Below are 17,901 nucleotides of genomic sequence, written 5' to 3' on the forward strand. Positions count from 1 at the left end.
GTCGCGTAGCGTAAGCGCGTGGCCGACATCCAGCGAACTCGTATCATTGCCGCTCGCGTGCAAGAAGTCTGGGATGTCCTGGCGGACTTCGGCGCCATCGTTTCCTGGGCCGACAACGTCGACCACTCATGCATCTTGTCTTCGGGGGCCGGCGGAGCACCGGTCGGCACCACCAGACGAGTCCAGGTCAAACGCGACACACTGGTCGAGCGCATCACCGAGTTCGATCCGCCACACGCGCTCGCCTACGACATCGAGGGCCTGCCCCGGCTACTGCGCCGGGTAGCCAACCGCTGGACGCTCGCGGCGAGCTCGGACGATTCGACCGCGGTGACGCTGACCAGCACGGTGGAAATCGGGCCTTGGCCGCCGCAACAGCTTGCCGAACGTGTCGTGTGTCAAGTCGTTGCACGACAGTCCGATTCGATGCTCGCCGGACTTGCGAACCGATTGGAGAATGCGCGTGTCTGATCGCCCCGACATCGTCATCCTGATGACCGACGAGGAACGTGCGGTGCCGCCGTACGAGACGCCGGGCGTGCTGGCGTGGCGCGACCGAATACTGACGGGCCGCAAGTGGTTCGACGATCACGGCGTCAGCTTCGGCCGCCACTACACAGGCTCGCTTGCCTGCGTGCCGAGCCGCCCGACCATTTTCACCGGGCAGTACCCGGACTTGCACGGTGTCACCCAGACCGACGGCATCGGGAAAACGGCAGACGATTCCCGGATGCGCTGGCTTCGCCCGGGCGAGGTGCCCACCCTGGGCAACTGGTTTCGCGCGGCGGGATACGACACGCACTACGACGGCAAGTGGCACATCTCGCACGCGGATCTCGAAGACCCGGACACCGGCCGTTCACTGGCGACCAACGACGACGACGGCATCGTCGACCCGGTCGCGGTACAACGCTATCTCGACGCGGATCCGCTTGGGCCGTATGGCTTTTCCGGATGGGTCGGCCCGGAGCCGCACGGGGCGCTGTTGGGCAATGCCGGGATTCGCCGCGATCCGCTGATCGCCGATCGCGTCGTCGCGTGGCTCACCGACCGCTACGCGCGCCGTCGCGCCGGCGACCCGTCCGCGCTGCGTCCGTTCCTGCTCGTGGCCAGTTTCGTCAACCCCCACGACATCGTGCTGTTTCCGCTGTGGTCGCGGCGCAGTCCGGTCAAGCCGTCGCCGTTGGACCCGCCGCCGGTCGCCGCGGCGCCCACCGCCGACGAAGACCTGTCCACCAAGCCTGCCGCGCAAATCGCCTTCCGCGAGGCGTATTACTCCGGCTACGGTCCGGCACCCGCGATCGACCGGACCTACCAGCGCGGCGCGCAGCGCTACCGCGATCTGTACTACCGCCTGCATGCCGAGGTGGACGGCCCGATCGACCGCGTCAGACGGGCCGTCACCGAAGGTGGTTCGGATGACGCCGTTTTGGTGCGCACCGCCGATCACGGTGATCTGTTGGGCGCCCACGGCGGGCTGCATCAAAAATGGTTCAACCTCTACGACGAGGCCACCCGTGTTCCGTTCGTCATTGCCCGCATCGGTGCGCGCGCTACTCAGCCCCGGGTGGTCACGGCGCCGACATCACATGTCGACCTGGTCCCCACGCTGCTCGGCGCAGCCGGGGTCGATATTACGGAAGTGGCTGCCGCACTGGCTGATTCGTTCTCGGAGGTCCACGAACTGCCCGGCCGTGATCTCATGCCGGTCGTCGACGGCGCACCCGCCGACGACACCCGCGCCGTCTACCTGATGACCCGGGACAACATGCTCGAAGGGGATAGCGGCGCATCGGGTCTGGCGCGGCGACTGAAGCAGACGGTCAATCCGCCCGCGCCCCTGCGTATCCGGGTTCCCGCGCACACCGCGTCGAACTTCGAGGGCCTGGTTGTCCGCGTTGACGAGGCCGGCGGCGATGGGCACCTTTGGAAACTGGTTCGTACCTTCGACGACCCGGGAACCTGGACCGAGCCGGGCGTTCGTCATCTGGCGGCCAATGGCATTGGGGGAGAGGCGTATCGGACGTCGCCGCTCGACGATCAGTGGGAGCTCTACGACCTGACCGCCGACCCGATCGAAGCAATCAACCGCTGGACGGATCCCGATCTTCACGACCTGCGGCAGCATCTGCGGATGCAGCTCAAGCAGGCCCGGGCGAGTTCGGTGCCGGAGCGAAATCAGCCCTGGCCCTACACAACTCGCCGGCCGGCGTCTCGGCCCGCGCGGCGCCGGATGCTGACGTTCAAGCCGCGAGCGTAATCGACTGCGAAATATCGGCCCAAACTTCGCCGTGCGCATACGCTCGCGGGCGTGGTGCAACACTCGCGAGGTGCCGGCGCTCGCTAGGTTCGCATTCGGTCGATCAGGTTTGACAGCACAACGATGCTTTCGCTGCGCTCGATGTCCGCACTCTCCCGGATGCGTTCGAGCGCCGACTCCAGGTGGCGCATGTCGCGGGCCAGCACATGCAGGATCGCGTCGGACGTACCGGTCACCGTCGCCGCGCTGACCACCTCGGGCATCTCCACCCAGGCCGCCCGCAGCAGATCGGGCGCGATCGTGCCGTGGCAGTACACCTGCACATAGGCTTCGGTGTTCCAGCCGAGCGCGTTACGGTCGACGATCGTGGTGAAGCCCCTGATCACGCCGTTATCGAGCATGCGGTCAACGCGACGTTTCACCGCCGGCGCGGACAAATTCACCTTCTCGCCGATCTCCGCGAAGGTAGCTCGCGCATGCTCGGTGAGCTCGGTGAGGATGCGCTCGTCGGTGTCGTCCAGCCGGTCCATCGCCCCCCATTTCAGGCCTGCGCAATAAATCGCTGTCCCGAACACTGTAGCGCAATAAACCGTTCATGGACACGCAATAATCGGCGTTTGATTGTGTACAAGGGTCCAAATACCCTTGATCTATGACGGATTACTATGTCGCCGACCCGGCCCCGCGCGCCCGGCCCGAGGCATGGCGAGACGCCGCCCTCACGCGGTCCAGAACGGCTAAGACTCGTCGGTATGCGATGACGCCGCCGACCTACTTCGCGGTCGAGTACGCGATCAACCCGTGGATGGACACCAGTGCGCCCGTGGACGTCGACGTCGCACACGCGCAGTGGGAAGGCCTTCGGCAGACCTATCTCGGGCTCGGTCATCGCGTGGACATCGTCGAGCCGGTATCCGGTCTGCCCGACATGGTCTACGCCGCCAACGGCGGGTTCGTCGCCGGTGAGGTCGCCATCGTCGCCCGATTCCGCTACGAAGTACGGGCCGGCGAGGCGGTGGCGTATGGCGAGTGGATGTCGTCGATGGGCTACCAGCCCGTCACGACCCGCCACATCAACGAGGGGCAGGGTGACCTGCTGCTGGTCGGCGAAATGGTGTTAGCGGGCTACGGTTTTCGCACCGACCGGCGCGCACATGCCGAGATCTCGGCGGCGCTGCGCATGCCGGTGGTCTCGCTCGAGTTGGTGGACCCGCGGTTCTATCACCTCGATACCGCTCTGGCCGTCCTTGACGACCACACGATCGCCTACTACCCGCCGGCGTTCAGCGTGGCGGCTCAGGATCAACTGCACGCGCTGTTTCCCGACGCTATCGTGGTGGGGAGCGCGGACGCCTACGTGCTTGGCCTCAATGTGGTATCTGACGGCTTGCATGTCGTGCACCCTTGCGCCGCAACGGGTTTCGCCGCACAGTTGCGGGAAGCGGGCTTCGAGCCCGTCGGCGTCGATCTCTCCGAGCTGCTCAAGGGGGGCGGTTCAGTCAAGTGCTGCACATTGGAGGTGTTTGAATGACGATTCTCGACCACCCGACTTCGTTGGCCGGCAACGAAACCGAGAACGCGATCGGACTCGTCGAAAGGTATGCAGCGCACAACTATTCGCCGCTGCCCGTGGTGGCGGCAAGCGCCGACGGAGCCTGGATCACCGACGTCGAGGGTCGACGTTACCTGGATTTCCTGGCCGCGTATTCGGCGGTCAACTTCGGGCACCGCAACCCGGAGATCACCGCGACAGCGCACACCCAGCTCGACACCGTCACGCTGGTCAGTCGCGCATTCCACGCCGCGAACCTGGGGCCGTTCTGCGCCGGGCTCGCCGAGCTGTGCGGCAAAGACATGGTGCTGCCGATGAACTCGGGCGCCGAAGCCGTCGAGAGCGGTCTGAAGGTTGCGCGCAAATGGGGCGCCGACGTCAAGGGCGTGCCCGAGGGCTGCGCCAACATCGTCGTGGCCGAGAACAATTTCCACGGCCGCACGATCAGCATCGTCAGCTTCTCCTCGGACCCGACGGCCCGGGGCGGCTTCGGTCCGTTCACTCCCGGCTTCCGTGCGGTGGCGTTTGGTGATGTCGCGGCGTTGGCCGACGCGATCGACGAGAACACCGTCGCGGTGCTGCTCGAACCGATCCAGGGCGAGTCCGGCATCATCGTCCCGCCCGACGACTACCTGCCGGCCGTTCGTGCGTTGTGCACCCGACGCGACGTGCTGATGATCGCCGACGAGATCCAGTCGGGCCTCGCGCGCACCGGTTACACGTTCGCCTGCGACCGCTGGGGCGTCGTGCCCGACGTCTATCTGCTCGGCAAGGCGCTGGGCGGCGGCGTCGTTCCGTTGTCGGCGGTGGTCGCAAACCGCGACATCCTTGGTGTGCTGCACCCGGGCGAGCACGGCTCGACGTTCGGGGGCAACCCGCTGGCCGCCGCGATCGGCACCACGGTGGTCGGCATGCTGGCGCGCGGCGAATTCCAGGCCCGCTCGGCCGAATTGGGCGCGCATCTGCACGGGCGGTTGCGCGGACTGCTCGGCGACGGCGTGGTCGCCGTGCGGGGCTTCGGCTTGTGGGCCGGCGTCGACATCGAGCCCACCCTGGCCAGCGGCAAGCAGATCAGTCTGCGCCTGGCCGAGCGCGGTGTGCTGGTCAAAGACACCCACGGTTCGACGCTGCGGTTCGCGCCACCGCTGGTGATTACCGAGCAGGAGATCGACTGGGCGGTCGACCAGTTCGCTGGGGTATTGCGAGAGGCTGCATAATCAGCTGATCCAGCATGAGGGGGGCATTTGCCAGCCAGCTCGATCAGTCTGAGCCAACAGATGCTACGGCGCCGCCCGGTCGTCGGTGCGCCCGTAGCTTACGGGGGCACCGAACACCTCAAACGCGGCATCACCGCGTTCCAACTGACCATGTTCGGGGTCGGCTCGACGATCGGCACCGGCATTTTCTTCGTGCTGTCGCAAGCGGTCCCGGAAGCCGGACCGTCGGTGATCGTTTCGTTCACCATCGCCGGGATCGCGGCCGGGCTTGCCGCCATCTGCTACGCCGAATTGGCGTCGGCCGTACCGGTTTCGGGATCCTCGTATTCATACGCGTACGCGACGCTGGGTGAGGTCGTCGCGATGGCTGTCGCGGCCTGCCTGCTGCTCGAATACGGAGTCGCCACGGCCGCGGTCTCGGTGGGCTGGAGTGGCTACGTCAACAAGCTGCTGCACAACTTGTTCGGATTCGAGCTACCGCATGCGTTGTCGGAGGCACCCTGGGATTCGGACCCCGGCTACGTGAATCTGCCGGCGATCATCCTGGTCGCCATGTGTGCGGTATTGCTGATCCGCGGCGCCAGCGAATCGGCGCGGGTCAACGCGATCATGGTGATGATCAAGCTGGGTGTGCTGGGCATGTTCGCGATCATCGCGTTCACGGCTTTCGACGGCAATCAGCTCAAGGACTTCGCCCCGTTCGGCGTTGCGGGGATCGGCTCGGCGGCGGGCACGATCTTCTTCTCGTACATTGGCCTCGATGCGGTGTCGACGGCCGGCGAGGAGGTAAAGGACCCGCAAAAGACCATGCCGCGCGCCCTGATCGCGGCGCTCGCGATCGTCACCGCCGTCTACGTCCTCGTCGCGCTCGCCGCGCTGGGTACCCAGCCGTGGCAGGCCTTCGCCGGGCAAGAGGACGCCGGACTGGCCACCATCCTGGACAACGTGACACACCACGGGTGGGCCAGCACGATTCTGTGCGCGGGAGCGGTGATCTCGATCTTCACCGTCACGCTGATCACAATGTACGGCCAGACCCGCATCTTGTACGCGATGGGCCGCGACGGGCTGCTGCCCTCGCGGTTCGCTTCGATCAACAGGCGCACGCTGACTCCGGTGTGGAACACGACGATCGTCGCCATCGCCGCCGGGACGCTGGGTGGCCTCGTCCCGCTGGACAAGCTGGCGGACATGGTGTCGATCGGGACGCTGACCGCGTTCATCGTCGTCGCGGTCGGCGTGATCATCCTGCGGGTGCGCGAACCGGACCTGCCCCGCGCGTTCAAAGTGCCCTTCTACCCTGTCACGCCGGTACTTTCGGTGCTGGCCTGCGGATACATCCTGGCCAGCTTGCACTGGTACACCTGGATCGCGTTCAGCGGCTGGATCTTCGTGGCCTTGATCTTCTACTTCGTGTGGGGCCGCCACCACAGCGCGCTCAACAGTGCCGATTGAAGCCGACTAACGTTGTGCCGCGGCATTGGCCGCCGCCTGGGCCTGCGCGAGTGTGGTCGCGACATCGCCGCGGCCCAGGAACATCTCGTCGAAATAGCTTTGCAGCGCGGCGTCTCCGGCGGCGAAGCCCGGACCGCCCGGCGCCGGGATGCGCGGGCCGTCCAGGACGGAGAAGAAGGGTTGGACGTCGACGCCGCGCGCCGCCCAGTATGTGAAGTACCCCTGCTGGGCCGAACGTACCGCGGGAATCGCCGCGCCCTGATTGCCCAGGTAGGCATTGCCTTCGCTGCTGCCCATCCAGGCCAGCACCTGACGCACGGCATCGGGATGCTTGGTGGCCGAATTCCCAGCTGCGGCAATGCCGTTGGTGACACTGATCCGGCCCGCGGGCCCGATCGGCAGCATCGCGATGCCCCAGCGGAATCGGGCGTCGCGCGCGATCGCCGCGAGGTTGTAGGTGCCGGATTGGAACAGCGCCATCCGTCCGGCCAGGAACTGGTTACGGGAGAAGTCGCCGTTGGTGTTGGTGTCCGACGCCGGTGGCGCGACGTGGTCGTCGTTGATCAGAGCGACCACGTAGCGGAAGGCCGCGACGGCTTTGGGGTTGTCGAACGCGAACTCGTCGCCGCGCTGGAACACCCCGCCCGCCGAGCCGATGTAGTTGAGGTAGATCGCCTGGGCGTCGTTGGCCGCGTTGTAGCCCCACTGTCGAATCCGCCCGGGGTCGAAACCCGGTGTCCCCGCGGAATTTCCGCTCGCATCGACGGTGAGGCGCGCCGCCGTCGGGCGCAGGCTGTCGTCCCCGTTGGGATCCCACCGCAGGCTGTTCAGTTGACCGGGATCGATGCCCGCGGCGGCGAGCAGGTCCGCGTTGTAGTACACCGCGATACCGCCGTCGGTCAGCTGCGGCACGCCCCAGAGCGAGCCGTTGCGGGTGAACTGATCGACGACCGCAGGTTCCCAGCCCGAGATCGTATCTGGGCTAAAGGTTCTGCTGATGTTCAGTAAGCGGTCGTTGTCGGCGTAGCGAGCGAAGTAGGCGTTGGACAGCCAGAAGATGTCGTCGGCGCTACCGCCCGCGACGTCGGTACGCAGCGTGGTGAAGTACGTCGCGTAGGCCACCAGGTCGACCCGCACCTCGATATCGGGATGCGTGCGGTTGAATTGCGCGAACGACTGCCGGTAGGCGTCGGCGATCGGAGTGCCCCAGACCCGCACCCGCACCACGATCTTGTTGCCGTGCGGTTCGCCGGAATAGTTCAGCAGCACGGCGATTGCGGCCAGCAGCACCACGACCAGTCCGAGCGCGCCGGCGACCAGCGTGGAAGAGCGGGGCCGGTTCACTTAACCCCCGAGAGGACGATCGAGGAGACGATGTGTCGCTGGGAGGCGATGAACAGCAGCGCCAGCGGCACGATTGCGATCGTGGTCGCGGCCATCACCAGCGTCCATTGCGAGTTGAAGCGCGACTGCAGTTCCGCGGTCGCCACGGTGAGCACCCGCCACTTGTGACCGCTGGTGATCACCAACGGCCACATGAAGTTGTTCCATTGCGAGACCACGGTGATCAGCGTCAGCGTCGCCAGCACCGGCCGACTGGACGGAACGACGACGTGGGTGATGACGTCGAGGGTGTTGGCGCCGTCGAGGCGTGCGGCGTTGATCAAGTCGTTGGGGATCAGGCGAAAGTGCTCGCGCAGCAGGAAGATCGCGTACGGAGAGCCGAACATGAACGGCAGCACCAACGCCCAGAACGTGTTGCGCAGTCCCGCCTCGGCCATCATCAGATACATCGGCACCACGGTGACCGTCCCGGGCACCATCAACGTCGCGATGTACACCCAGAACAACCCGTCGCGTCCCGGGAACTCCAGGCGCGCAAACGCGTAGGCGGCCAGCACCGAGAAGGTCATCTGGCCGACCAGGATCACCGCCGTCATCAATGCCGTCACCGCCGCGGCGCGGCCGAATCCGGCACCGGCCAGGTCGCCGTAGTTGGCCAGCGTGGGTGGGTGCGGCAGCTGCAGCGGAGTGCCCGTCGCGAACTGGTGCGCCGAGGTGAACGAGGTCAGCAGGCCAAGTGCGAAGGGCAGCAACGTGATCAGCGCGCCGACGATCATGCCGGCGTAGATCAACGCGTTTGCGACGCGGCTAGACGAGGTCATAGGTGATTCGCCGCCGGAAATACAGATGCTGAACGATCGTGACGCCGACCAGGATCACGAACAGCACCACCGCCATCACCGACGCCCGGCCGATGGCCGCCGAACCGAACGCCTCGCCGTAGATGCGGTGGGCCACCAGGTCGGTGCTGCCGCCCGGCCCGCCATCGGTCAACGCGTAGACGGTGTCGAAAACCTGTGCCGTGCTGACAATCCCGGTCACCAACACGAAGAACATCGTCGGGCGCAGCATCGGCAGCGTGATGCGCCAGAACCGTTGCCACGCGTTGGCGCCGTCGGTGCGTGCGGCGGCGTGGATGTCGTTGGGAATGGCCAGCAGGCCCGCCAGGAAGGACAGCGAGTTGTAGCCGACGTTCATCCAGACGACGACCGCCGACACCAGGGGCAGCGCGAACGTGGGATCGGAGAGCCACTCGATACTGTGGCCCAGCAGGGTCGCGATCGCGCCATCGGTGGGCGCCAGGATCCAGCGCCACAACACCGCGATGGCCAGCGGCGCGCAGATCCACGGCAGCACGAACACCGTCCGGAAAAAGCCGGTGCCCGGAAGCAGCCGGGCCAGCATCGCGGCGGCCGCCAATCCCAGCACGGTCTGCGTCGGGACGACGATCGCCACGAAGATCGCTGTGACGAACAGCGAGTGCCCGAAGTCGGAGTCGGTCAGTACCGAGCGCCAGTTCTCGAGGCCCACGAAACGCAGCGGACCCAGCAAGTCCCACCGATAGAGGCTGAGCCAGATCACCACAAGGATGGGCAGTAGCAGGAAGGTGACGACACCGAACAGGCTCGGCGCCAGCAGCCCATAGGCCAGCACGCTGGATCGCGGCTGACTCCGGCTGGCCATGCAGCTAATTAAAGCGGGCGCCGCAGGGGTTTGGAGTGCACAGTCGTTACGGTGGGAGCCGTGACACCGAATCGGGGGATCGATGCCGACTTCCTGGGCCTGCCGCGACACGAGCTGGCCGAGGCCGCGTTGTCGGCGGCCACGTCGGCCGGGGCCAGCTACGCGGACCTGCGAATTCATCGCATCAACACCGAGATCATCCAGCTGCGCGACGGTGAGCTCGAGACCGCCGTCGTAAGCCGCGAGGTCGGCTTGGCGGTGCGGGTCATCGTCGACGGCACCTGGGGTTTCGCCTCGCACGCGGAGCTGGCGCCCTCGGTCGCGGCCGAAACGGCGCGCCGCGCGGTGCACGTGGCCACCACGCTGGCGGCGCTGAACAGCGAGCGCGTCGAGCTGGCGGCCGAGCCGGTGTACGCCGACGCCACCTGGGTGTCGAACTACCGGATCGACCCGTTCGACATCCCCGCCGCCGACAAGATCGCCGTGCTCGAGGAGTACTCCGGGCGGCTGCTGAGCGCCGACGGCATCGACCACGTCTCGGCCGGTTTGACTGCCGTCAAGGAGCAGACGTTCTACGCCGACACCTTCGGGTCGGCGATCACCCAGCAGCGGGTGCGGGTGATGCCGTCGCTCGAGGCGGTGACCGTCGACCCCGCGGCGGGCAGTTTCGATTCGATGCGCACGCTGGCACCGCCGATGGGACGCGGCTGGGAGGTGCTGGTTGGCGACGAGGTGTGGAACTGGACCGACGAACTCGCGCAGCTGCCGGTGTTGCTGGCCGAGAAGGTCAAGTCACCCAGTGTGACGGCGGGGCCCACCGACCTGGTGATCGACCCGACCAACCTGTGGCTGACCATTCACGAATCCATCGGCCACGCAACCGAATACGACCGCGCGATCGGCTACGAGGCCGCCTACGCCGGCACGTCGTTCGCCACTCCGGACAAACTCGGCACCATGCGCTACGGCTCGTCGGTGATGAACGTGACCGCCGACCGTACTGTCGAATTCGGTTTGGCCACTATCGGTTACGACGACGAGGGCGTGGCCGCGCAAAGCTGGGACCTGGTCCGCGACGGCATGTTCGTCGGCTACCAGCTCGATCGGGTGTTCGCGCCGCGGCTGGGGCAGTCGCGTTCCAACGGCTGCTCGTACGCCGACTCGCCGCATCACGTGCCCATCCAGCGGATGGCCAACGTGTCGCTGCAGCCCGGCACCGACGACCTTTCCACCGATGACCTGATCGGCCGGGTTCAGGACGGCATCTACATCGTCGGCGACAAGTCCTGGTCGATTGACATGCAGCGCTACAACTTTCAGTTCACCGGCCAGCGTTTCTTCAAAATTCGCGACGGCCGCCTGGACGGTCAGTTGCGCGACGTGGCCTATCAGGCCACCACGACGGATTTCTGGAATTCGATGGAAGCCGTGGGCGGGCAATCGACATGGCGGCTCGGCGGCGCGTTCAACTGCGGCAAGGCGCAGCCCGGCCAGGTCGCGGCGGTCAGCCACGGCTGCCCGTCGGCGCTGTTCCGGGGCATCAACGTGCTCAACACCCGGACCGAGGGCGGCCGATGATCACCCCGCAGCATGTCGTCAACATCGTTTTGGACGAGGCGGCCAAACTGGGCCGCGCCGACGAGACCATGGTGCTGGTCACCGACAAGGTCGAGGCAACGCTGCGGTGGGCCGGCAATTCGATGACCACCAACGGGCTTTCGCACAGCCGCACCGTCACCGTCATTTCTATTGTCCGCAAAGGCGATAGCGCGTCTCTGGGCACGGTGACGTCCGCCGAGGTGGACCCGCGGGTGATCCCGGGTCTGGTGGCGGCCTCGCAAGATGCGGCCGCGGCCGCCCCGGAAGCCGGGGATGCCGCGCCGTTGCTGGCCGACACCGGGGTGCCCGCCGATTGGGATGCGCCGGTGCCCGGCACCGGGGCCGAGGTGTTCGCCGACGTGGCCGGTTCGCTGAGCCGTGCGTTCGCCGGTACCGACCGGCTGTATGGCTTTGCGCACCATAGTGTTTCGACGACTTTCCTGGCGTCCTCGACCGGGCTGCGCCGGCGTTTCACCCAGCCCGCCGGGGCGGTGGAGATCAACGGCAAGCGTGGCGACGCCAGCGCCTGGGCCGGTCTCGGGACGCCCGATTTCGTTGCTGTGCCCACCGATTCGCTGCTCGAGGATCTGTCGCTGCGATTGGGCTGGGCCGAGCGCACCGTTGCGCTGCCGCCCGGGCGCTACGAGACGATCATGCCGCCGTCGACGGTGGCCGACATGATGATCTACCTGGGCTGGTCGATGGCCGGTCGGGGAGCGCAGGAGGGGCGCACCGCGTTCTCGGCACCCGGCGGCGGGACCCGGGTGGGGGAGCGGCTCACCGATCTGCCGTTGACGTTGTTCTCCGACCCGATGGCGCCGGGGCTGGCGTGCACGCCGTTCGTGGCGGCGAGCAGTTCCACGGAGACCGTGTCGGTGTTCGACAACGGCATGGAGATCAGCCAGATCGACTGGATCCGCAACGGGGTGATCAACGCACTGGCCTATCCGCGGGCCGCCGCCGCCAAGTTCGACGCCAAGGTCGCCGTCGCCGCGGACAACCTGGTGATGACCGGCGGGTCGAACGATCTCGCCGACATGATCGCGGGCACCGAGCGCGGCCTGCTGCTGACCACGCTCTGGTACATCCGCGAGGTCGATCCCACCACGCTGTTACTCACCGGGCTGACCCGCGACGGGGTGTACCTGATCGAGGATGGCGAGGTCACCGCGGCGGTCAACAACTTCCGGTTCAACGAGAGCCCGCTGGATCTGCTGCGGCGGGCGACCGAGGCCGGCGTCAGTGAGAAAACCCTGCCGCGCGAGTGGGGGGATTGGGTGACCCGGGCGGCGATGCCGACGCTACGGATCCCGGATTTCCATATGTCTTCGGTGAGCCAGGCGCAGTAGTCGTAACGTATCGGGAATGGTGGTTCCGGCTACGCTTCGAGACGGTCAGCTGACGCGGTTGGTTTCTCTGGCGTCGCCCGACGGCCGTCTGGTGGGCCTGGTGCGGCGGGTGTGTGCACAGACGATGTCGCTGCAGCCGCTGCCCGTCGAGGTCTCGGTTTCCGAGCCGATGTCCGACGTCGAGGCCGTCGTCGCCGAGTTCGCCGAGCAATTCAGTGCCGACGTGTCCGCGATCACCGTCGAGCAGCGGTCGCGGTTGTTCAAGGCCATGGGGGACAACACCTTTGGTGTCGTGGTGGCGATGTACATCGCCGACCTCGTGCCGCGGGTGCGGGCCGGGCTGGAAGCGTTGGGCGTCGGCGACAGTTTTCTCGGGTGGACGCGCGAGCCGATCGAGTGGATCGCGCCACGGACCCGTCCGCGGAGGTGTTCAACGAGTTCCTGCCATCGGTGGGGCGGATGCGCTCGCTTGATGCGGTGACGTCCGAGCTGGTTCGGCTGCGCGGGGCCGCCGCGCACAACTGTCGGCTGTGCAAGTCGGTGCGGGAGAGCAGGGCTCTGGATGCCGGCGGCTCGGAGACGCTGTACGACGACATCGCGCAATTCGAGCAGTCAACGCTGATCGACGATCGCGCAAAAGCAGCGCTGAGATATGTAGATGGGTTAATTTGGACGCCGGCGCACCTCGACGCCGACGTTGTCGCCGAGGTGCGCGCCCGGTTTTCCGAGGCCGAGGCCGTCGAGATCACCCTCGACGTCATGCGCAATGCCAGCAACAAAATCGCCGTGTCGCTGGGTGGGGATGCTCCCCGGGTCACCGAAGGTACCGAGACTTACCTGCTCGATGTCGACGGTCAGACCGTTTTCAGCTGATCTTTCTTGGGATCGGTAGCCGACCGGCCCGTCTGTACTGCTCCGAGAAGCACGCACCTATGCAAAGCATTCGGACCAGGAGGGGCTGAACCTATGTCGAATCATCGCGGGATCATTGCCAGCGCGCTGCTGTCGGGCGGCGTCGCGGCGGCCCTTCTCGGCCTCGGAGCAGGAACCGCGCACGCCCAGCCCGGCCTGCTGCCGGCAGACGGCCCGGTGCCGCCCGGCGCAAGCGGGCCCTACACCTGCTGCCCGCAGGACCGCGCCGGCGGGTTGCACCCCCAGACCGGTCGCGGTTGCCCCGGGACGGACGTCAACTGGGATGCGAACGCTTGCCACACCTGGTACGGCGTTGTCTGGGGTCATGGCAACGTCGCGCCCGGTATTTGGGAGGGCGGTCCGCCGCCGCCGGAGGCGACGCGCAAGCCGTGGTGCGGATTCCCCTTCATGTGCTCCGGGACGCCGTAGCGCGAGTAGCGATCATGCCCATCGGAAAACGGTTGACGCGAATCGAAGTTTCGAACGTGTGTGCGATGGATACTCGGTGGGAATGACGAACGAAGCACCGCAGGAAAATCCCGAAAAAGACAGGTCCGATTGGGTTACCGGCGACGAGCCGATGACCGGCCCGCAGCGCAGTTACCTGCACACGCTGGCGCAGGAGGCCGATCGCGAGGTTCCCGACGACCTGACGAAGGCGCAGGCTTCGGAGCTCATCGACGCGTTGCAGCAACAGACGGGGCGCGGCGCCGACTAGCGAGCAGCGCCCCATCGTCGCGGACTGCCCGCCCTGGCTGATCCCGCAATCGACGGCACACTGACTACGCTTTAGCCGTGTCGCTACGACGGTTCAGCCCCTATCGCGGTCGGCGTCTCCGGTGGGACGAGGCCATCTTCGAGCGCGCGGCCATGACCCGCGTCGGATCTGCGCTCGGCAAGCATCTGGCGCCGCGCTTCGACAAGGTCGTGATTCCGCTGACCAACGGACGCTTCAGCACGATGGGGATCGACAAGGTCGGACTCGTCACGACCACTGGCGCCAAGTCGGGTCAGCCCCGCTCGCAGCCGCTGGCGTTGCTGAACGACGGCGACGGGCTGCTCGCGATCGGGTCGAATTACGGGCAGGAGAAGCATCCGGGGTGGAGCGCCAACCTGTTGGCGCACCCTGAGTGCACGGTCGAGCTCAACGGCCCGCCGAGGCCATACCGGGCCGAACTGCTGGAGGGCGACGAGCGCGCCGCCGCTTGGGCGACGGCCAACGACGTCTACGCCGGATACGAGAACTACCGCAAGAATTGTGCGCCCCGGCAGATCCGGATCTTCCGGCTTCGCCCGGCGGCCGGCGACTCTGGCAGTGGAAGCTGACGCTCAGCTAGGGGACTTTTACAGAATCCCGAAGCCGCGCAGGGCTTTGATTCCGAACCAGATGCCGAACACCAGACCCGTCGCGACCATGATGGGCCGCTCGTGCTTTTGCAGCCAGCTCAACGTCGGGTCCAGGAGCGAACGTGACCGCTGCGGGAAGAACGCGGCGAGGCCGATGATGAGAAGATTTCCGCTCGCGGCGAGCAACACAAAAATGATGTAGGAGACGACGTTGGCGACGTGGCCCATCCCGGCGTTGCCGATCACCCCGATGGCGGCCAGCGTGAACACCCAGGCCTTCACCGAGACCGTCATGAGGCCGGTGCCGATCAAAAACGCCTTGGGGGGTGAGGCTGACGTCACGGTGGTCATCCATTTCGACGGCGGGGCATCCGGGTCGTCATCGGTGAGCAATGCTCGTGCGGCGGTGACGAGAAACAGCAGCGCCACCACCAAAAGAACGGTCGACACAATCCAGTGGTGTTCGTGGTTCGAGTCGGCGCCGCGCGCTCCCCAATGCAGAATCGTTCCAAAAACCAGACCCTGAAGCAGACGCGTCGTGACATGCCCACCCACCCAGGCGCTCGCAGTGCGAACGCGCGAAGGCGTACCCAGCAGCATGATCGTGATCACGAGTTCGATCGGTTCGAGTGCGCACCCGAGAAGCAACGGGACCAGACTGCTCCACATGTCGAGCATCGGTTGGTGACCAGCTGCCGTAACTACTGCGCGCCCATGACGGCGTGCAGTTCGGCCTCGGCGAGGGCCGCAGCGAGATCGGCGGGTTGGGGGTCGACGGTGGCATCGATTCGATCGATACGGCCCGTGAACCGGAAATCGTGACCGTAGGGCGCGACGGGTGAACCCGTGTCGGTGCCGACGTCCAACGTTTCTCCGCTCATCGAGAAGCGGAACGGAACCGTCCGCTCGATGCGCCCGGTGGCCACCCGGGTTTCGTTGACGCGCAGGGTAATTGACGCGCCCTTGCCCAGCCCGCCGCCGTCGTAATCAAACGAAAGGCCAACCAGGACAGGACCTTCCGGGAGCGGCTCGGCACCCGCAACCGTGGTGAGTTCGTGACCCAGGTAGTTATAGGCAAAGCGTGGAACGCCCTCTTGGACGTACAGCGACCAGCCGGCCATCGACCCGCCGATGCAGATGATCACGCCCTGCGCGCCTCCCGGCGGTATCTGAGCCTGTGCCCGCAGCTCGAATGACGTGCTGGTGTAGCTCAGCGTCGCCGTTTCGGGGATGCGCACGTGGCCGGCGTAGTAGGTGACCGTGGTGCGATCGGTGAGCGGGCTTGGCCGGTTGGCGGGTAGCGCGCGCAGCACCGTCGCATCGCTGAGCGGGTAGACGTTGTATTTGCGTGCTTCGGCGTCGAAGACCGCCTGCAACTCGGTCAGCTTGTCCGGGTATTGCTCCGCCAGGTCGAGGCCCTGGCTGAAGTCGTCGGCCAGGTGGTAGAGCTCCCAGCGCTCACTTGCGCCGAACGGGTTGGTCTTCTGGGTGCGCACCCAGGGCAGCCGCCCATGGAAGCAGGACGCGATCCAACCCTCGTGGTAGACAGCGCGATTGCCGAAAATCTCGAAATATTGCGTGGTGCGGCGGCTTTCGGCGGCGGCGTCGTCGAACGAGTACCGCATGCTGACGCCCTCGACCGGCTTCTGTTCGATGCCGTTGACGCGTGTGGGCATCTCGATGCCGGCGGCGTCCAGGATGGTCGGTGCGATGTCGATGACATGGTGGAACTGACTGCGCTGCTCGCCCGCTGCGTCGATGCCTTGCGGCCACGAGATGGCCAGCCCGTTGCGGGTCCCGCCGAAGTGCGAGGCGATCTGCTTCATCCACTGAAATGGTGCGTCGAGCGCCCAGGCCCAGCCGACGTTGTAGTGGTTCTCAGCGCGCGCGGTGCCGAAGTCGGCGATATGGGCCAAGAGCCATTCGGGGTCCTCGGGCAGCCCGTTTTGAAACGCCGGCGCGCTCCATGCGCCGTGCACCGTTCCCTCGGCAGACGCGCCGTTGTCGCCGCAGACGTAGATGAACAGCGTGTTGTCCCACTGACCCAACTCGTCGATGGCGTCGATGACCCGCCCGATCTGAGCGTCGGTGTGCGCCAAAAAGCCGGCGTAGACCTCCATCAGGCGCCGGGCGACCGGCCGGTAGCGCTCGTCGTAGTCGGTCCATGCGGGGATCTGCTCGGGCCGTGGTGTCAGCCGGGCGTCGGAGGGAATGATGCCGATCTCAATCTGGCGCGCATAGATTCGTTCCCGCAGCGCGTCCCATCCGTCATCGAACTGCCCGGCGAAACGGTCCGACCATTCCGGCCACACCTGGTGGGGGCTGTGTGTTGCGCCGGGCGCGAAGTAAGTGAAGAACGGCTTGTCCGGCGCCGACGTCTTCTGCAGCCGAATCCAGTCGATCGCCTTGTCGGCGAGGTCCTCGGTGAGGTGGTAATCGTCGCGACCCACGAAGGGCTCGATGGGGGTCGTCTGGTCGAAGAGCGCCGGCTCGTACTGCGACGTGTCGCCGCCCAGGAAACCGTAAAAGCGTTCGAACCCGAGTCCGGTCGGCCAACGATCGAACGGACCGGCCGGACCCAGCTCCCAAGTGGGGGTGAGGTGCGCCTTGCCGAACAACGCTGTGCTGTAACCGTTCATCCGCAGGACCTGTGCGATGGTGGCCGTGCTCAGCGGTATCACGCTGTCGTAACCCGGGAATCCGTAAGCGATCTCACAGATGGTGCCCATGTGCGCACTGTGGTGGTTGCGCCCGGTCAACAGTGCGGCGCGCGTCGGTGAGCACAGCGCGGTCGTGTGAAATTGGTTGTAGCGCAGGCCCGCACCGGCGACACGGTCCAGCGCCGGCGTCGGAACCGGCCCCCCGAACGTGGAGGCGGCGCCAAAGCCGACGTCGTCGAGGAGGACGACGACAACGTTGGGAGCACCCGGCCGCGGGTAGGCGATCGACGGCACAACCGGAGTGGAATCGGCCAGCGAGGGATTGATGATTCCGCCGAATTCGTCGGTGTCGTGTGGTAGCTCAACCATCTTGCCTCCTGTGCTCTCCGTACTCAGCCGGATTTGCTCCGGGCAAGAAGTTCAGTAATTATCGCGTAGCTAAGGATTAAGTTGGGGCTGAGCGCCTTGGATGATATGGCGGACAAACATTCTCGTCAATGGCACCAAATCGTGCTACCCGGCG

16 protein-coding genes and 1 pseudogene are annotated in these 17,901 nt (G+C 66.2%); 11 read left to right on the forward strand and 6 right to left on the reverse strand.

Annotated features, from left to right (window positions below):
• Nucleotides 1-18: 18 nt before the first annotated feature.
• On the forward strand, nt 19-471 hold the full coding sequence (locus SKC41_RS27685; protein ID WP_330980900.1) for an SRPBCC family protein: 453 nt from the start codon (nt 19-21) through the stop codon (nt 469-471).
• The gene (locus SKC41_RS27690) at nt 464-2,260 is read left to right on the forward strand and encodes a sulfatase-like hydrolase/transferase (protein ID WP_330980901.1); all 1,797 of its coding nucleotides are present in this window, start codon (nt 464-466) and stop codon (nt 2,258-2,260) included. The genes SKC41_RS27685 and SKC41_RS27690 overlap by 8 nt, the downstream gene beginning before the upstream one ends.
• An 83-nt stretch (nt 2,261-2,343) precedes the next feature.
• Here the strand turns inward: SKC41_RS27690 and SKC41_RS27695 are convergent, their stop codons facing one another.
• Complete coding sequence (locus SKC41_RS27695; protein ID WP_330980902.1) at nt 2,344-2,790, reverse strand: Lrp/AsnC family transcriptional regulator; 447 nt, start codon at nt 2,788-2,790, stop codon at nt 2,344-2,346.
• A 122-nt stretch (nt 2,791-2,912) separates the two neighbouring features.
• Here SKC41_RS27695 and ddaH point away from each other — a divergent pair, with 122 nt between their 5' ends.
• The 3 genes from ddaH to SKC41_RS27710 are packed head-to-tail and all read left to right on the forward strand — an operon-like array spanning nt 2,913 to nt 6,484.
• Nucleotides 2,913-3,791 (forward strand): dimethylargininase, encoded by an 879-nt coding sequence (ddaH, locus tag SKC41_RS27700; RefSeq protein WP_330980903.1) that lies wholly within the window; start codon nt 2,913-2,915, stop codon nt 3,789-3,791.
• Nucleotides 3,788-5,029 carry an ornithine--oxo-acid transaminase gene (gene rocD, locus SKC41_RS27705; protein WP_330980904.1) on the forward strand — a complete coding sequence of 414 codons (1,242 nt, stop codon included), beginning with the start codon at nt 3,788-3,790 and terminating at the stop codon, nt 5,027-5,029. Before ddaH ends, rocD begins: the two co-directional genes overlap by 4 nt.
• 27 nt (nt 5,030-5,056) lie before the next feature.
• Nucleotides 5,057-6,484: an APC family permease gene (locus SKC41_RS27710; RefSeq protein WP_330980905.1), complete on the forward strand. Its 1,428-nt coding sequence runs from the start codon at nt 5,057-5,059 to the stop codon at nt 6,482-6,484.
• 6 nt (nt 6,485-6,490) lie between these two features.
• On the opposite strand, the gene SKC41_RS27715 is transcribed toward SKC41_RS27710, so the two are convergent.
• The 3 genes from SKC41_RS27715 to SKC41_RS27725 are packed head-to-tail and all read right to left on the reverse strand — an operon-like array spanning nt 6,491 to nt 9,511.
• On the reverse strand, nt 6,491-7,828 hold the full coding sequence (locus SKC41_RS27715) for an ABC transporter substrate-binding protein (RefSeq protein ID WP_330980906.1): 1,338 nt from the start codon (nt 7,826-7,828) through the stop codon (nt 6,491-6,493).
• Nucleotides 7,825-8,649: a carbohydrate ABC transporter permease gene (locus SKC41_RS27720; RefSeq protein ID WP_330980907.1), complete on the reverse strand. Its 825-nt coding sequence runs from the start codon at nt 8,647-8,649 to the stop codon at nt 7,825-7,827. The genes SKC41_RS27715 and SKC41_RS27720 overlap by 4 nt, the downstream gene beginning before the upstream one ends.
• Complete coding sequence (locus SKC41_RS27725) at nt 8,636-9,511, reverse strand: carbohydrate ABC transporter permease (RefSeq protein ID WP_330980908.1); 876 nt, start codon at nt 9,509-9,511, stop codon at nt 8,636-8,638. The genes SKC41_RS27720 and SKC41_RS27725 overlap by 14 nt, the downstream gene beginning before the upstream one ends.
• A 60-nt stretch (nt 9,512-9,571) precedes the next feature.
• Between SKC41_RS27725 and SKC41_RS27730 the strand changes: the two genes are divergently transcribed.
• From SKC41_RS27730 to SKC41_RS27755, 6 genes and pseudogenes are all read left to right on the forward strand, one after another.
• Nucleotides 9,572-11,089 (forward strand): TldD/PmbA family protein, encoded by a 1,518-nt coding sequence (locus SKC41_RS27730; RefSeq protein ID WP_330980909.1) that lies wholly within the window; start codon nt 9,572-9,574, stop codon nt 11,087-11,089.
• Complete coding sequence (locus tag SKC41_RS27735; protein ID WP_330980910.1) at nt 11,086-12,459, forward strand: metallopeptidase TldD-related protein; 1,374 nt, start codon at nt 11,086-11,088, stop codon at nt 12,457-12,459. Before SKC41_RS27730 ends, SKC41_RS27735 begins: the two co-directional genes overlap by 4 nt.
• A gap of 16 nt (nt 12,460-12,475) precedes the next feature.
• A pseudogene (locus tag SKC41_RS27740) lies at nt 12,476-13,332 on the forward strand (carboxymuconolactone decarboxylase family protein).
• Between the two features lie 93 nt (nt 13,333-13,425).
• Nucleotides 13,426-13,800: a hypothetical protein gene (locus tag SKC41_RS27745; protein ID WP_330980911.1), complete on the forward strand. Its 375-nt coding sequence runs from the start codon at nt 13,426-13,428 to the stop codon at nt 13,798-13,800.
• Nucleotides 13,801-13,882: 82 nt separating this feature from the next.
• Nucleotides 13,883-14,089 (forward strand): DUF3072 domain-containing protein, encoded by a 207-nt coding sequence (locus SKC41_RS27750; RefSeq protein ID WP_330980912.1) that lies wholly within the window; start codon nt 13,883-13,885, stop codon nt 14,087-14,089.
• 77 nt (nt 14,090-14,166) lie between these two features.
• The gene (locus SKC41_RS27755; protein WP_330980913.1) at nt 14,167-14,697 is read left to right on the forward strand and encodes a nitroreductase family deazaflavin-dependent oxidoreductase; all 531 of its coding nucleotides are present in this window, start codon (nt 14,167-14,169) and stop codon (nt 14,695-14,697) included.
• A gap of 18 nt (nt 14,698-14,715) precedes the next feature.
• Here the strand turns inward: SKC41_RS27755 and SKC41_RS27760 are convergent, their stop codons facing one another.
• On the reverse strand, nt 14,716-15,387 hold the full coding sequence (locus SKC41_RS27760) for a GAP family protein (RefSeq protein ID WP_330980914.1): 672 nt from the start codon (nt 15,385-15,387) through the stop codon (nt 14,716-14,718).
• A 32-nt stretch (nt 15,388-15,419) separates the two neighbouring features.
• Nucleotides 15,420-17,747, reverse strand: a complete 2,328-nt coding sequence (locus SKC41_RS27765) for an arylsulfatase (RefSeq protein ID WP_330980915.1) — start codon at nt 17,745-17,747, stop codon at nt 15,420-15,422.
• Nucleotides 17,748-17,901 lie beyond the last annotated feature (154 nt).

It is taken from the genome of Mycobacterium sp. 050128 (genome assembly GCF_036409155.1).
Taxonomy (GTDB): Bacteria; Actinomycetota; Actinomycetes; order Mycobacteriales; family Mycobacteriaceae; genus Mycobacterium.

Excerpts from the sequence above, each read along its gene's own strand:
- SKC41_RS27695 (WP_330980902.1), bottom strand. The coding sequence starts at position 2,790 with ATGGACCGGCTGGACGACACCGACGAGCGCATCCTCACCGAGCTCACC.
- ddaH (WP_330980903.1), top strand. The coding sequence starts at position 2,913 with ATGACGGATTACTATGTCGCCGACCCGGCCCCGCGCGCCCGGCCCGAG.
- rocD (WP_330980904.1), top strand. The coding sequence starts at position 3,788 with ATGACGATTCTCGACCACCCGACTTCGTTGGCCGGCAACGAAACCGAG.
- SKC41_RS27720 (WP_330980907.1), bottom strand. The coding sequence starts at position 8,649 with ATGACCTCGTCTAGCCGCGTCGCAAACGCGTTGATCTACGCCGGCATG.
- SKC41_RS27725 (WP_330980908.1), bottom strand. The coding sequence starts at position 9,511 with ATGGCCAGCCGGAGTCAGCCGCGATCCAGCGTGCTGGCCTATGGGCTG.
- SKC41_RS27735 (WP_330980910.1), top strand. The coding sequence starts at position 11,086 with ATGATCACCCCGCAGCATGTCGTCAACATCGTTTTGGACGAGGCGGCC.
- SKC41_RS27745 (WP_330980911.1), top strand. The coding sequence starts at position 13,426 with ATGTCGAATCATCGCGGGATCATTGCCAGCGCGCTGCTGTCGGGCGGC.
- SKC41_RS27750 (WP_330980912.1), top strand. The coding sequence starts at position 13,883 with ATGACGAACGAAGCACCGCAGGAAAATCCCGAAAAAGACAGGTCCGAT.
- SKC41_RS27760 (WP_330980914.1), bottom strand. The coding sequence starts at position 15,387 with ATGTGGAGCAGTCTGGTCCCGTTGCTTCTCGGGTGCGCACTCGAACCG.
- SKC41_RS27765 (WP_330980915.1), bottom strand. The coding sequence starts at position 17,747 with ATGGTTGAGCTACCACACGACACCGACGAATTCGGCGGAATCATCAAT.